We start from the raw sequence: 15,061 nt of genomic DNA, 5'->3' as shown, positions 1-15,061 counted from the left end.
AAAAATCCGGGAATGCCGGAAATCCAACCGCTTTAAACAAAAAACAGTGAAGGGGAATAGCGGGAAAACCCGCCCATCCCGCTTCACTCACAACCGGACGGCGGCATGGGGTTACCAGGAATCCAGATGAACTTTCCTGCCCGGAGGCGGAAAAGCCTCGTCCAGCAGCTCCAAATCCCCCGCAGTCAACTTAATGGACAGGCTGTGGTAATTCTCCTGCACATGCGTGACGGAACCGGCCTTGGGAATAGCAATCATTCCGGGCATCCGCATAATCCAGGCCAGCGCGATCTGCACCGGGGTGGCCTCATGCTTCAGGGCCAGCTCCACCAGAACGGGATGGGAGCACAAACGCCCTTCATCCGCCGGAGAATAGGCCATTACGGGAATATGGCGTTCCCGGCACCAGGGCAGCAGATCATACTCCACGCCGCGGTGGGATAAATTATAAAGAATCTGGTTGGCCGCGCAGCTCTTTCCGCCCGGCACGGCATAAAACCGTTCCATCTCCGCTACATCCATATTGCTGACGCCCCATGACTTTATTTTACCCTCCTGCTGTAGCTCCAGCATGGAAGCCACCGTATCTTCAATGGGATGGGGGCCGCCCCAGTGAAGCAGGTATAAATCAATAAAATCCGTCTTCAGCTTCTTCAGGCTGCGTTCACAGGCGGCCTTCGTTCCGGTTCTGCTGGCATTGCCCGGAAGCACCTTGGTGACGAGGAAAACACGGTCGCGCAATCCGCGGATCGCCGCGCCCACCAGATCCTCGTTTCCGTACATTTCAGCCGTGTCAACCACGCTCATGCCCAGCTCGATGCCGGCACGCAGCGCCCTGATCTCTTCAGCCTCCCTTAAGGCTGATTTTCCCATCTTCCAGGTTCCCTGCCCCAGGGCGCAAACCTTCCGATGGTCCGGAAAAATCACTGAATGTTCCATTGCCGCTACTCTTTCTACCTGATCGTGCACGTTCATACTGTATAAACCTTTGACAGCATTCGTGGAAAAAAGATCAAGAATGAGGACGTTTCCCTCATTCATCCCGGCTCCCGCTCAGCCAGTTCTCCCGGTCCAGCGTTAAACAACGGATACGTAAATTTTACACAACACGCTCATAATAAAAGAACTTTCATATCAAAAAAGAACCACGCGGAACATGCCGCCGCAATATGGTCCGCGCCGCCGTCCTGTCATACCTGCGCTGCCGGGCATGCATTCTCCGACTGGTAAAGCCTCCCAATGGCATTGGCTTTCCGCACGGTTCCTTGTTCCTGCAGCGTGTTTTACCCACGCACCCGTGAGGGTGCGACTATAGGCAGTTACAATTCTTTTATAAAGTTTTAGTTTCAATCCACGCACCCGTGAGGGTGCGACCCCGCATCAAGGCTGCATTTTCTCGGTTGGTAATGTTTCAATCCACGCACCCGTGAGGGTGCGACGGCCAAGGCGGAGTCATCCGTTTTTCCGACATGGTTTCAATCCACGCACCCGTGAGGGTGCGACCTTTAAGGAGTCAAGTGAGTCTTCCGATTTCAAGTTTCAATCCACGCACCCGTGAGGGTGCGACCCATGCGTGTCAGCAGCTGGTCCATGTTCTCCATGTTTCAATCCACGCACCCGTGAGGGTGCGACTTTTTATTAGTTGTTGTGCCCCTTGCTTAGAGGTTTCAATCCACGCACCCGTGAGGGTGCGACAATGTTCAAAAATCCTTTAACTTTAACGTATAAAGTTTCAATCCACGCACCCGTGAGGGTGCGACATGACCGGGCGCAAGGGGCAAAGCCCATTCCTCTGTTTCAATCCACGCACCCGTGAGGGTGCGACTCAGCGCCAACTGATCCCCGGCCTTGTTACACCAGTTTCAATCCACGCACCCGTGAGGGTGCGACACTGCGTAAACGGCAACGCCTCCCAGCCGTTCCGGTTTCAATCCACGCACCCGTGAGGGTGCGACAAATTCAGAGTCCAAAAGAAGGCAGTGATGGCTGGTTTCAATCCACGCACCCGTGAGGGTGCGACTTTCTGGGTATATCGGTTACGGAAGTGCTACAGTAGTTTCAATCCACGCACCCGTGAGGGTGCGACGGGATGGCTTCTTGCGTGGCGAGATATTCAAGAAGTTTCAATCCACGCACCCGTGAGGGTGCGACAACATTTCATCCACGATTGCCATCCCGGCGGCATGTTTCAATCCACGCACCCGTGAGGGTGCGACCCGCATCACTCCCTTAATGCTGGATGATTTCAAGTTTCAATCCACGCACCCGTGAGGGTGCGACGGGCAGATATGGATGACGGGGAGGGCTTCCCCGTGTTTCAATCCACGCACCCGTGAGGGTGCGACAGCCTGGGGGTTTACAGGTTGATTATCAATAACGCCGTGAGCGTTTTGCGCCAACCTCCCATGCCTATGCATGGATTCCAGGCCGTAAAAAAGAGATCATTGTTGTCAAGATATGATTCCCAACGGATTACAGGAATCGCCGGTGTCCCGGGAATTTCCTGTGAGCTTGGGGTTGGCGCAAGGGAGACCGGACACTATGCTTTTTCTTCTGTAAAAAGCAACCGTCTCCGGCAACCTGGGCCTGTGCACGATGCAGGGGCATCCTAACCCGCGCCTTTTCCTCCGTCCAGAATTTTACACAGTCCTTTTCCCGGGAATACCGTTTTCCCCGCCCCTTCATACAAAAAGCGCTTCAGGAGCATTGCTGCCGTCCTGAAGCGCCTTTGGGAAAACATCCGAACTTTTACATGATGCTCTTGCGCGTCCACTTGTTCAGGCTCAACAGCCATACCAGCACCACGGAGATGGCGGAGGCCATGCAGCCCAGCAGGGGAATCTTCACTGCCACGGGAAGGCCGCCCAGCCCGATGAAGTTCACAAAGTCATAGGAGCACTGGACAAAGAAGAAGTGGCACAGGTACACGCCGAAGGTCAGCGCCGCCAATTTGCCCAGCCACGGACGCGGCTTGATCCTGAGCCTGCTGATGATGGCAAAGATAGTGAAGGTCATCATGAAGACGTTGATGCCGGAGAAGTACCAGATGACTTCCAGCTTGGAGTACTGGCCGGGGAAGTGTTTCTGGGTTTCCAGGAAGCCGAAGAATGTGATGGCAAAACCAGCCAGGAACAGGGGGGCGGTGATGGCGAACATCTTTTTCCAACTCCAGTCAAGGGGGTATTTAACCAGATAATGGGCCAGCACCATGTACCCCAGGAAGCCGGAAAAGTTATAGAACATGCCGTACGGGTTCCAGTCGCAAACGCCCAGGATGCCCATGTTGCCGTAATTGCCTTCATAACCCAGCGCCGGAGCCAGCATCTGGATATAGGGGAGGGTCATGCTGAATATCCAGATTCCCAGGAAGATTTTCACGTCTTTTCTTTTGGCCTGCGTCAGCCAGGCGCTCATGATGGGCATGAAGAGGTACAGGCCTACCAGCATGTACACGTACCACAGGGGGGTGGTGTCATAGTTGAAGTTGAACAGGAAGGTATACAGCTTCTGGACGGTGGCGCTCCAGGTGTAGGTGTCCATCACGATGTTGGGGCTGGCGGTCTGCACGCCTGCGGCAAAGTAGCCGAAGTAGAAGAGGGGAAGCAGCAGGGACCACACGATGAGCGGAATCAGCACCCTTTTAAGGCGCCTGGCATAAAAAGCGCCCATTTCCATGGTGACAGGGAAGAGCAGCACGCCGGAGATCATGGCGAAGAGCGGGACGCAGGGACGCACAAAGCTGCCCCAGAAGACGGCTGATTTGAAGTTGAACGTGCCGTCAAAACTGCCTACGAACGGGTCGCAGCAATGGGCCAGGACAACGAGGAAACAGGCCAGGATGCGCAGGAAGTCAACCCATGCGATGTGGCTGCCGTGTGAGTTCAATGGTTGGTTGGTGCTCATGGAAGTGTGATAGAAAAAGCGCCGCAGCGTTGCAGACGTTCCGGAAAATATACCCGTTTTCCGGAAACGTTCTATCACAAAATGGGGAAAAGAAACAAGAGGCTCCCGGAAACAGGCGTCCGGCAGCGGCGGAAGCAGGGAAAAAGAGAAAAAACAGTGGAAGACGAGCGGGGAAGCTTGCACGTCCTGTTGTTTTAAGAGGTCTTTCCCATCCAACAGGCACAAGGAGCGCCGCAGGGGCCTGCGGCGTTCCCATACGCTTTTCTTTCTTCCCGTCCCCGGCAGTTTTTCACGCCCCGGCCGTCTTGAAACTGCCGGGAGGCGGAATCAGGTTGCCGTAGCGGTGGACGGTTTCAGAGACGGCCTGTTCCCGGAAGTAGCCCAGCAGTTCCAGGCGTCCGTTGGCAAGCACCGGGCGGTCCAGCACTTCCACGTCACGGGCGCGGGCGGCGTTCGCCAGGGTCTCGGAGATGCCCGTTCCGCGCAGGAATTGCACGCCCTGGGCTGCCTCCGGCATCCGGTCGATGAGCTCGGCTTCCGTCTCTACCGTCAGGGAGGCATAGTAGCCGTTCATTTTCTGAATCCAGGGATGGCCTTCCTCCACGCTCAGGTGCAGGGCCGCTCCGCACAGTTTCGCGCCCAGCAGCAGGATGGCGGCATCATCGTCAGACATGTTTTCCACACGGGCCAGTATCCCCTTCACGGGTACGTAACGGAATGTGTTGTTTTCCCCGTAGATATGGGAGGGGTTATGCTCCACGCCGAATTCCTCCATCCACCATTTGGCCTGGGAGCCCGCGGCGGAACGGATGCGCTTGGCGCAGTCCGGCAGTTCGGAGCACAGCTTTTCCACCAGCCCGGTAATGCGTTCCCCCGGCGTGCGCAGTTTCTGCGGGAGCGCCTTTTCCTCCCAGCTTCCCAGCATGGTGAGGTAGTTGGGGCCCCCGGCCTTGGAGCCGGGCCCCATGGAGGAGTGGTTCCACCCGCCGAACGGCTGGCGGCGCACGATGGCTCCGGTAATGACGCGGTTGATGTAGGCATTGCCCACCTGCACCTTGCTTTTCCAGAGGGCGATTTCCCGTTCATCCAGGGACTGGAGGCCTCCGGTGAGGCCAAATTCGGAGTCGTTCTGAATGTCAATGGCTTCTTCCAGGTTTTCCGCGCGGATGATGCCCAGCACCGGGCCGAAGCATTCCGTCTGGTGGAACCAGCTTCCCGGCTTCACGCCCAGCCGGATGCCGGGCGACCACAGGCACGGGTTGTCTTCCGAGGGTTCCGGCTTGAGCAGCCATTCCTCCCCGGGTTCCAGCTGCGTGAGCGCCCGGAGCAGGTTGCCTTCCGGCTCCTTGATGAGCGGGGTCACTACGGAGTTGACCTCCCAGGAGCCGCCCACTTTCAGGCTGGCGGCGGCATCCTTCAACTGGCGCAGAAAGCCCGGGTTGTCATAAACGGATGCTTCCACAATGGCCACGCTGGCGGCGGAGCATTTCTGCCCGGAGTGGCCGAAGGCGCTCTTTACCAGGTCTTTCACGGCTTGGTCCGGGTCCGCCGTGGCGGTAATGACCATGGCGTCTTTTCCACTGGTTTCAGCCAGTACGCGCAGATCAGGCCGCAGGCCGCGCAGCATCTTCCCGGTGCGGTAGGAGCCCGTCATGATGATGCCGTTCAGGCGCGGATCCATCAGGAATTTGTGGGAAATTTCATTGCGCGGCATCGGCATGAACTGAAGCACGTTCCTGGGCACCCCGGCGCGCCAGAAGGCCTGGGCAATCTGCCAGGCCGTGTAAACGGCCAGCTCCGACGGCTTGAACACCACCGTGTTCCCCGCCATCAGCGCGGCGGCGATTCCCCCCGTAGGAATGGCGAAGGGGAAGTTCCAGGGAGACATCACGCAAACGGTGCCCAGCGGGGTCATTTCCACGCCGTCATTCATGCCGTCCCGGTCCAGCCCTTCCGCATAATAGCGGCAGAAGTCAATGGCCTCACTTACTTCCACATCCGCCTCCGTGGGCACCTTTCCAGCGTCCCGTACCATGGCCGCAATGGCCTCACCGCGGATTCTGGACAGTTCCTGCGCCGCCTGGTGCAGGATTTCAGCACGCTCACTGACGCTTTTGGAAGCCCAGGAGGAGCGGGCCTTGTCCGCCGTGTCCAGCGCGCGTTCAATCTGGTCAAAGTCCGCATACGCGAATTTGTAGGAAACTTCATTGTGGCGTGACGGGTCGCGGCCCACGCCCCACAGGTTGGTGGTGATTTCCTCCCCGTTGACAACCAGGGGAATCTCCTCCCCGGATTTTTCTTTTTCCGCGGCAATCAGGCCGTTGATCCATTCCGCATTCTGCCTCAGGGACCAGTCCGTATCCCGTTCATTGGCAAAGGCATCCCGGTAATGCGTGGGCTGTACGGGGTCCGCGGCGCGGTTCTGCGTGCGGTTGGGGCCGTACTTCACCTCGTCCTTTTCCTGGCAGGCCTTTAAAAACCGCTTTTTCTGGGCTTCCCAGCTCCGGGAACCCGGCGTCATGCCAAAGAGGTCATGCAGGAAGTTCTCCTCACTGGTGTTTTCATCCAGCCGCCGCACCAGGTACGCAATCGCGCTGTGAAAGTCTTCCTTCAGGACCACGGGCGCATACAGCAGCAGGCCGTCCGCCGCCTGGCGGATGACGCGCGCCTGGTGGTTCGCCATCCCTTCCAGCATTTCAAATTCCACGTAATCCCGCACGCCTTCCCGCTCACGCAGGAGCATGGCATAGCACAGATCAAAGAGGTTGTGGGAGGCCACGCCGAACTGCACGTATCTGGCATTCTCCGGCATGCAGCCGTAATGGAGCATCCTCTTGTAGTTGGCGTCCACCTGGGCCTTCGTGCCGTACGGGGCCTGCGCCCAGTCATGCATGGAGGCCTCTACCTTCTCCATTGCCAGGTTGGCGCCTTTCACCAGGCGTATCTTGATGCGCGCGCCGCCCTGCTCCACGCGTTCCTTCGCCCAGGCGCACAGCTTCATCTGTTCTTCCCAGGAATCCGGCAGGTAGGCCTGAAGGACGATCCCGGCTTCCAGATGCATGAATTCCTCCTCCATCAGCGTGCGCTTGAACGCTTCCGCCGTGAGGTGAAGGTCCCGGTACTCCTCCATGTCCAGGTTCACGAACTTGGGCTTTCTGGAGCCGTCCGGCAGCGTCACCGCATTCGTAATGGCCGCCCGGTACAGGATGCGCAGGCGCTCCTGAATGAGCTTGACGGTTTCCTCAAAGGCAACCAGATGAATCTGGCTGAAAATGGCTGAAATCTTGACGGAGATGTATTCACAGTCCTTGTCCCCCAGGCGGTCCACGACCTGCTGGAGGCGGTGATGGGCCTCGCTCTCACCCAGAATAGCCTCTCCCAGCTGGTTGATGTTCATCCGGATGCCGGCCTTGCGCCTGCGCCGCAGGTGGGAATGCAGCTTCCCGTCCTCCGCCGGAAGAATGACGTTGGAGCTTTCCTTCCTCAGCTGGCTGGTAATCATGGGCATCACCACGCCCGGAAATTGTGCGGAAAACCTGCCTCCCAGCTTCATGGCCAGGCGGTCCGTGGCGGACAGGTACCTGGGGATGCCGTAGCCGTCCAGCAGGTACCGGAACAGTTCCGCGCCACGGGCAGAGGAGGAGGGGCGGAATACGCGGTCCGCCAGCGCCAGCGTAAATGCCTTGCCCGCCGGATCATTCATCATGCGCTCCATCTGCTGCGCCTGCTTCTTTTCCTTCCTGCGCATCCCGGCATTGGATTGTTTCAGAATGGATTCCGCCAGTTCTACGGCCTTGGCGGCCAATTGCTGGTCAGTCCATTTGTCACGGCTGGCCGCCGCCATCATGTCCGGGATGGATGAATCTGTCATAACGGTCCGAAGACTAGCCCCTGGCATGGGCAAAATCAAGCCAATTTGCCCGGCCCTTCCTGTGGGGCGGAGAATCAGGAAGAAAAAACGCACTCCTTGATTCCGTGGAGGGAGCCGGGCCCCCTTCCTGTCCGGTTCCGGAATTTACGGGAAAACCGGTTCAATCATACCGGGCGGCAGCCAGCCGCGCCCTCCTGAGCTCCTCCCGGAGCTGGTGCGCCCGCCTGCCGCAAACGCTGGAGCGGTCCATGTCCCGCACTTCCTCCAGCACGGCAATCGCCCGGTTGAAGGCCTCCTCACTCTCCGCATTGTGGCCGTCCCGGTACAGGGATTCCTCCAGCCGGACCCAGAGGGGATGCACCATGGACAGCAGAAGCAACTGCCGCTCCTCCACGGCCAAGGAAGGATCAGCCGCCCTGTTCCGCCATGTTTCCAGGCATTTACGGATGGCAGGGGCTTCACTGGCCCGGAAGGATTCACAGAGCAGATCAGCCGTTTCCCGGTTTTTCTCCAGCCGGAGCGCCGCAGCGCGGGCGTTCAGGAAGGCAGGAACTTTACAGTCCAGCTTTTCCAGGCGCTTCATGGTTCCCGGATAGTCCCGGAACCAGGCTTCCGCCGGGACCTGCTCCAGAGCCCGGCAAATGGCGGCGGCTTCCTCCGCGGGCTCTCCGCCCTTCGGAACATCATTCACCACGGTGACGGGGCGCACGCGCTGCGCCTTCTCCGCCAGTTGGGCAATCCTCCCCGGGAGGGAGGCGGCATCCGCCCCGCCTTCCATCACATCAAACACGCGCCCCCGGGTATCAAGAAAAACCACCGTGGGGAGCACCCGAACGCCATGCACCGCAGCGCGGGACAGGCTGCCGCCCTCTTCCCAGTCTTTCAGGGCGGCACGCTTAGGAACCGTGACAAACTGCACGTCACGCACCTTCCCGTCCAGCATGCGGCGTTCTTCCGTGCCCGCACGGAGCGCCTTTACCCAGCGGGCTTCCGCCGCTCCGGGGTCCGCAGAACCGTATACCACCAGCACAGGGGGCGGCGGCAAGGAAGCCGCAGCACAGGGGGCGGGAGCATCCTCCGTTTCCGCACGGCCCGGAACCGCCGTCACCAGCGCCAGACAGGCGGACGCTATTACCGCTGCAGCCCTCATGAACGTAACCGGACTTCAGGCACGCCGGATGGTGATGCGCTTGTAGCGGCCGTCACCTTCCTCAGATTCCGTGGCAATGCCTTCCATGGATTGAAGGGCATTGTGCACCAGGCGGCGGTGGTAGGCATTCAGCGGCTGCATTTTCATGGGCTTGCCGCTCTCCTGCACGCGCTCCGCCAGGGAACGGGCCTTTTCCAAAAGGCGCGCCTCATTGCGTTCCCGGTAATGGTCGCAGTCCACCTTCACGCGGGGGGCCTCCTCCATTTTCCGCTGGACCATGCGGTTGACCAGGTACTGGAGGTCGTCCAGCCTGTCCCCGTCTCCGCCAATGATATACTGGCAATCCGGGGAAGAAATGTTCAGGCAAATAATGCCGTCCGTCTCCGTTATTTCAATATCCGCGGAAAAACCCAGTGAAGCCAGAAGGCTCTTCAAACTCTGTTCAGCTATTTCTTGCACCGTCATAACCTGTTAACAACTAATAAAAAATGTTCCGTACCGGAAAAGCCTGCGCCGCGCAGCAGGAATGACCCCTCCGGTAACCCCATTGACAAAAAAATCATAACCTATTTATTCCCCGCGTCTATGAAAATTTGTGGAAGCTCCGGTTCATTTACGTATGCAGGGGATTTTATCCATTCCCGTGTTCAGGAGAATTCCGGCGCCGCTTTTGAGGCCCCGCGGCTTTCACCTCTTCCGGCCCCTCCGGCTTTATTTCATCCTCCCCCTTGTTCAAACGGTACTTCCGCACCATGAGCCGGCGGCGGGATTCATCCGTATAACACCGGGACACCACGGCGCCGTCCTCCTCCACGGCAACGGTACCCAGTGAAGCGATGATGCACCCGACCTGCTTCAACATGGGGGAGGCCGTGATGCAGCTCCGGGAATCTCCGGCATGCGCCACCTGTGAAATGCGGAACACACGCAAATGAAAGGCCCCGGCTCCGGCCTCATGAACCAGGAGCAGCTCCGGCATGCCGTCCCCATCCAGATCAGACAGCCGCAGGGCCGGATCCTCCCCCACCCTGGAACCGGCGAATATCCCGACAATGTGGGGCTGGTCCTCATCCTCTCCGCGGTAATTCATTTCCGCCACCAGATAGAGGGAATTTTCACCAGACCCATGGGCCTTGTCCACATACAAATGCACCCGGCTGACCAGTCCGGCAGGGGCGTCCGGGTATTGCGGAAGAACCAGGCTTTCCACCGGGTCCAGATGCAGGGAGCGCGGAGGCTTGCCAAACGCCGCCTGAACCTCCACGGCCACATCCCGGTTGTTCCCGGCCTCCTGAGCCGCTCCCATCACAGGCAGGAACACGAGTCCAATGAAACACGCTTTCTTCATAAAGTTCATTTTTTAGCATACTACTCCTTCAAGTCGAGTCCATTCCGGAGAATCTCACCTGGACTTCCGTGGTTAAAAGCAGTCCCTGCCGGAAAAGCGCCCCTGCCCGCGTAAAACCTGAAGAAAAGCCGCAAGACTTGCGGCCAGATAAAAAGGAACCCGGGCGCAGGAAATAAGCTGTGGGCAGGAACGCATGCCAATAAAAACAGGGGTGATCCACGCCTTCCGTTCCCCGCAACTTAAATCATTCCCTTCAAGCGCCTTTTCCGGATTCTCCATCATCTTTTCCGTACCGGACTGACAAAACCGGCCGGAACATCCCGCGGAAAAACAGGGTCCAATCCTCAACCCATGTAAAAATTCAAACACATCAAGGGACAAACCAATGAAAAAAAAGACCCAGCAAATGGAAGAACGCTACGCCCCCTTTCCGGATGGAACGGAAGCGGAACCCCACTATACAGATACTATTGACCCGGAGCTGATCAAGCCCACCCCCAAGCCTACGCCGCCCAACGCGGAACCCTCCGCCCCCGGCTCCATGAAAATGCCGGACAACACTACGGAAAAAACCAAGGACCTGGACACCATGCGCTCCAACGGCATGAACCAGCCCCTTACAAGCAACCTGGGAGTAAAAATAGCCAATGACCAAAATACACTTAAAGCCGGAAGCAGGGGCCCCTCTCTGCTTGAAGACTTCCATTTTCTGGAAAAAATGGCTCATTTTGACCAGGAGCGGATACCGGAACGCGTGGTTCACGCAAGAGGTTCCGGGGCACATGGCTATTTTCAGGTATACAAATCCCTTTCCAAGTACACCAAGGCGGGCTTTCTGCAGGATCCGGGAGAAAAGACTCCGGTCTTTGTGCGTTTTTCCAACGTGCAGGGCTTCAGAGGATCTCCGGATACGGTGAGGGACATCCGCGGCTTCGCCACCAAATTCTATACCAAGGAAGGCAACTATGACCTGGTGGGCAATGACACGCCCGTCTTCTTCATTCAGGACGCCATCAAATTCCCGGACTTCATCCATGCCGTGAAGCCGGAACCCCACAATGAAATGCCGCAGGGGCAGACGGCCCATGATTCCTTCTGGGACTATGTTTCACTCCAGCCGGAAACACTGCACAACGTCATGTGGCTCATGTCCGACCGGGGCATCCCCAGAAGCTACAGAACCATTGAGGGCTTCGGCATCCATACGTACAAGCTGGTCAATGCGGAAGGGAAAAGCACTTTCGTCCGCTTTCACTGGAAGCCGGCGTATGGCAAGAAATCCCTGATCTGGGATGAGGCCCAGGCGTTGACAGGGCGTGATCCGGACTTCCACCGCAAGGACCTCTGGCAATCCATTGAAGGCGGAGACTATCCGGAATTCGAGCTTGGCCTGCAGCTTATCCCGGAAGAGGACGCGGATCAATTCGACTTTGACATTCTGGACGCCACCAAGCTCATTCCGGAAGCGCTTGTCCCCGTGGAAATCGTCGGCAAGATGGTGCTGGACCGCAACCCGGACAACTTCTTTGCGGAAACGGAACAGGTCGCCTTCTGCCCCGCCAATACTGTGCCGGGCATTGATTTTTCCGACGATCCACTGCTCCAGGGCCGCATCTTCTCCTACAGCGACACCCAGCGGCACCGCCTGGGAGGAGCCAACTTTACGGAGATTCCCATCAACCGCCCCGTCTGCCCCTTCCACAATAACCAGAGGGACGGCTTCCACCGCATGCAGATAGACACCGCCCCCGCCAATTATGACCCCAACTCCATCGGAGACAACTGGCCGCGTGAAACGCCGCCGGAAGACGGCGGCTTTGCCACCAGCCCCCAGCCGGTAACGGGAGTCAAGGAGCGCCTCAGGAGCCCCTCCTTTGCGGAATACTATGCCCAGCCCCGCCTGTTCTGGATGAGCCAGACTCCCGTGGAGCAAAGGCACATCATTGACGCCTTCAGCTTTGAAGTAGGCAAGGTGACGCGCCCGTACATCCGGGAACGGGTGGTAGACCTGCTGACGCGCATTGATCCGGACCTGGCCGCCGGGGTAGCCAAGAACCTGGGCATCGAACTCACGAAGGAACAGCTTAACCGGGAACTTCCCAAGCCGGTCTGCGGCCTGGAAAAAGACCCGGCCCTGAGCCTGTATGCCAAGCCGGACGGCAACCTCAAGGGCATGCGCGTTTCCCTGCTCGTAGCGGACGGGGTGAACCTGAAGTCCGTGGATGAAATCTGCGACGCCCTGAACAAGGAGGGAGTGCATCCCCAGGTGCTCGCCCCCCACATGGGCTCCGTCAAGACGGAGGACGGGGAAGACCTCCACGTGGACGGAACCCTGTCCGGCAATCCGTCCGTGCTTTTTGACGCCGTCATCGTCCCGGAAGGAGCGCAGAGCATTCAGACGCTGCTGATGAACGGAGACGCCAAATACCACCTGCGCCAGGCATACCGACACCTGAAGGCCATCGGCCTGCCCGGTGACGCCAGTGAAATGCTGGAAGCAACGGACCTGCCCCAGGACATGGACGATCCCGGCCTGCTTACGCCTAAGGATACCAAGGCGCTGATGAAGCCCTTCATCACGGCCATGAAGCAGCACCGTGTCTGGGCCCGCGAACCCAGGGCGCTGGACTTCGGAGCCTGATTCCTGCCCATTCAGGAACTGATTCAAATATAATCATAAAACAGGGGCTGCCCACCAAAAGGTGAGGCAGCCCTTTTTTATCCGCAACGCCAGGCACCCGAATAATGGTTCAAGTAAATTGAAGCGGAAAGGATAGGCATTAAAAAGAAACCCGGGAAACCAGTCCCGATAAACTGGATCGAAGTAACATTCCTGCGGTCTTAACGTTACACACGGGATGATTTTTCTCCGGACTGGGCATAGATTTTCTCCGAAGTGGTTTTCAACCGTTTTCTTATCCTTGAAAAGTAAATCACTTACGGTAAGCACTCTATGAATCAAAATCCAGAATCCGGAGGAAAGGAAAAAGAATTGAGAGGAGTCTTGACCGTTGAAGAAGTCAATCCGCAGGGAGGGCGCAAGCTTTTCTTGCAAGGATGATCCGGAGTTCACCATCATGGACAAGAAGGCGGCAAAGTTGTTCAACTACCTCACTACAAACGACAACAATAAACAGAAATCATGAATAAAATTACCTCTATCAACGGGATTTTACTAACACCTCAGAATGATTTTTATCAGCATGAGAAAAACAATTCCGCTCACATCACGGAGGACGAACGAACGGCCTGGAACTCCAAGGCTGAAGCATCTGAAGTTAATTCCAAAGTAAGCACGGAAGCATTCGACGCCCACAAAGCGGACGCCACCGTCCACATTACGGAAGAAGAGCGCAGCCAATGGAATGCTGCTCCCAAAGTGGATGAGAGCGGCAACATGACGCTTGCAGGAAGCCTGACGACAACGGGAACCTATAATGCTAACGGCGGCATCAACATTGGGGGGCCTGTAACATTCGGCGCCGTGCAGATACCTGCTGATGTCCTGCCCTCCCTCTACAAGGCAGCTACGCATTATTACGCCTACCAGTATGAGTGGACACGGGAAAATATTATACGAGATTTTTGCGATGGCACAATTATTACCGCCTTGCCAGATGATATGCCGGAGCCAGCAGCCCTGACCGCATTGACAAATGGAACTAATCTTTTCACTCTCTCCAAGCTGACCCGCCTCCCGTCATCATGGAGATTCCCTAATTTAACAATATGCACTGGGATGTTTAGACAATCTGACGTTGATGAGGTGACGATATCGTCAACAAATATTACCTCATGCGATACATTGATTTACGGTGCTGCCAAATGCCGCCGCATTCATATGGACTTTGGCAATGTAATGTTCTTGTCCTACATGGCGGAGGGCGCGGGTCTGGTTGATTTTAAGCACAATCTAAAAAATGTAACTAATGTCAACAACGCGTTTATGTCCAACAAATCTATGGTGGAATTCGGCTCCGCATTACCGAAGGCCATGTACGCCACCAATTTTATGAGTTGGAATTTCAATTTGAAAACATGCCGCTATCCGGTTGATGCAAATGGCCAGAGCATTTATGAGAGTGGCCTGGATCAGGCATTGGATGCCGAAGGAAATGGCCTGTATGCCTATTTGACCCTGCCGGAAATAGTCGCCGGAGGGAATGCGTTTCATGCGACGCAACTGGATCTTCCTACCGCATTGAGTATCATCAATAGCTTGCGGATGTCCGCTGACGGGATAACTGGAGCAACGTGGGAATTGACCATTGGAATCCATGTGGATCATAAATCGGCTCCCGAGCTTCTTGCAGCCATAGAAGGAGCCACGCACCGCGGGTGGACTGTTACGGTTCAATGGAATGGAACGTCTACGTCCAAAGCCAAAATCCGGCAGTTGGAAAAGGTATGGTGTAAAGCCGTACCGGGAGAAACCGGGGATTACGTAGATCAGAACGGAACGCGTTATATTGTTGACTGGGGACATCTGGTAATTAGTAAGACCATGAAGAACGAAGAACTGGGGTACAGTTCCTTTGATTCCCTTGATGACGCCCTTGATCAATGGGGGCTAACGAAGCAGAGAACTGAGTCGTTAATATAATTCTTTCAATGAAAACCGTCTGGTTGATTTTCAATTTGCGAGGCCGCACCTCCCGGATAGGAAAACGATCGCGGAGTTTTTTCACTGCGGAACCGGAGCTTTTTTTACTCCTGTTCATCGGTTGGAATACCGGCACATATATTCCAAATTGTTGTCGGAGGAGGTGTTTAGTATAACACTTCATGA

9 protein-coding genes and 1 CRISPR repeat array are annotated in these 15,061 nt (G+C 56.8%); of the genes, 2 read left to right on the top strand and 7 right to left on the bottom strand.

Translation table 11 applies throughout. The features are described from left to right. Positions 1-111 precede the first annotated feature (111 nt). The 6 genes from CXU21_RS01830 to CXU21_RS01805 all read right to left on the bottom strand — a co-directional run bounded on the left by CXU21_RS01830 (position 112) and on the right by CXU21_RS01805 (position 10,272). Positions 112-939: an aldo/keto reductase gene (locus CXU21_RS01830; protein WP_102713183.1), complete on the bottom strand. Its 828-nt coding sequence runs from the start codon at positions 937-939 to the stop codon at positions 112-114. A gap of 340 nt (positions 940-1,279) precedes the next feature. Then, positions 1,280-2,345: a CRISPR direct-repeat array (repeat unit 31 nt; unit sequence GTTTCAATCCACGCACCCGTGAGGGTGCGAC). 403 nt (positions 2,346-2,748) lie between these two features. Continuing rightward, positions 2,749-3,903 carry an acyltransferase gene (locus CXU21_RS01825; protein ID WP_102725412.1) on the bottom strand — a complete coding sequence of 385 codons (1,155 nt, stop codon included), beginning with the start codon at positions 3,901-3,903 and terminating at the stop codon, positions 2,749-2,751. Positions 3,904-4,192: 289 nt separating this feature from the next. Further along, positions 4,193-7,774, bottom strand: a complete 3,582-nt coding sequence (locus CXU21_RS01820) for a bifunctional proline dehydrogenase/L-glutamate gamma-semialdehyde dehydrogenase (protein WP_180972581.1) — start codon at positions 7,772-7,774, stop codon at positions 4,193-4,195. Between the two features lie 160 nt (positions 7,775-7,934). Next, on the bottom strand, positions 7,935-8,924 hold the full coding sequence (locus CXU21_RS01815; RefSeq protein ID WP_102724837.1) for a hypothetical protein: 990 nt from the start codon (positions 8,922-8,924) through the stop codon (positions 7,935-7,937). 15 nt (positions 8,925-8,939) lie between these two features. Then, positions 8,940-9,389, bottom strand: coding sequence for a protein jag (locus CXU21_RS01810; protein WP_102724836.1), 450 nt, complete (start codon positions 9,387-9,389; stop codon positions 8,940-8,942). A 166-nt stretch (positions 9,390-9,555) separates the two neighbouring features. Beyond that, a complete protein-coding gene (locus tag CXU21_RS01805; protein ID WP_146016908.1) occupies positions 9,556-10,272 on the bottom strand; it encodes a hypothetical protein in 717 nt (238 codons plus the stop codon). Between the two features lie 385 nt (positions 10,273-10,657). Between CXU21_RS01805 and katE the strand changes: the two genes are divergently transcribed. Then, a complete protein-coding gene (gene katE / locus CXU21_RS01795; protein ID WP_102724834.1) occupies positions 10,658-12,913 on the top strand; it encodes a catalase HPII in 2,256 nt (751 codons plus the stop codon). A 33-nt stretch (positions 12,914-12,946) separates the two neighbouring features. Here the strand turns inward: katE and CXU21_RS12080 are convergent, their stop codons facing one another. Continuing rightward, entirely contained in the window at positions 12,947-13,351 is a 405-nt protein-coding gene (locus CXU21_RS12080) for a hypothetical protein (protein ID WP_146016907.1), read from the bottom strand. A 63-nt stretch (positions 13,352-13,414) separates the two neighbouring features. Here CXU21_RS12080 and CXU21_RS01790 point away from each other — a divergent pair, with 63 nt between their 5' ends. Continuing rightward, the gene (locus tag CXU21_RS01790) at positions 13,415-14,875 is read left to right on the top strand and encodes a hypothetical protein (protein WP_102724833.1); all 1,461 of its coding nucleotides are present in this window, start codon (positions 13,415-13,417) and stop codon (positions 14,873-14,875) included. The last annotated feature ends 186 nt before the right edge of the window (positions 14,876-15,061 follow it).

The organism is Akkermansia muciniphila, assembly GCF_002884975.1.
Lineage (GTDB): Bacteria > Verrucomicrobiota > Verrucomicrobiia > Verrucomicrobiales > Akkermansiaceae > Akkermansia > Akkermansia muciniphila_C.
Note: the sequence above shows the minus strand (reverse complement) of the source record. Positions and strands in the feature narration are given on the sequence as shown.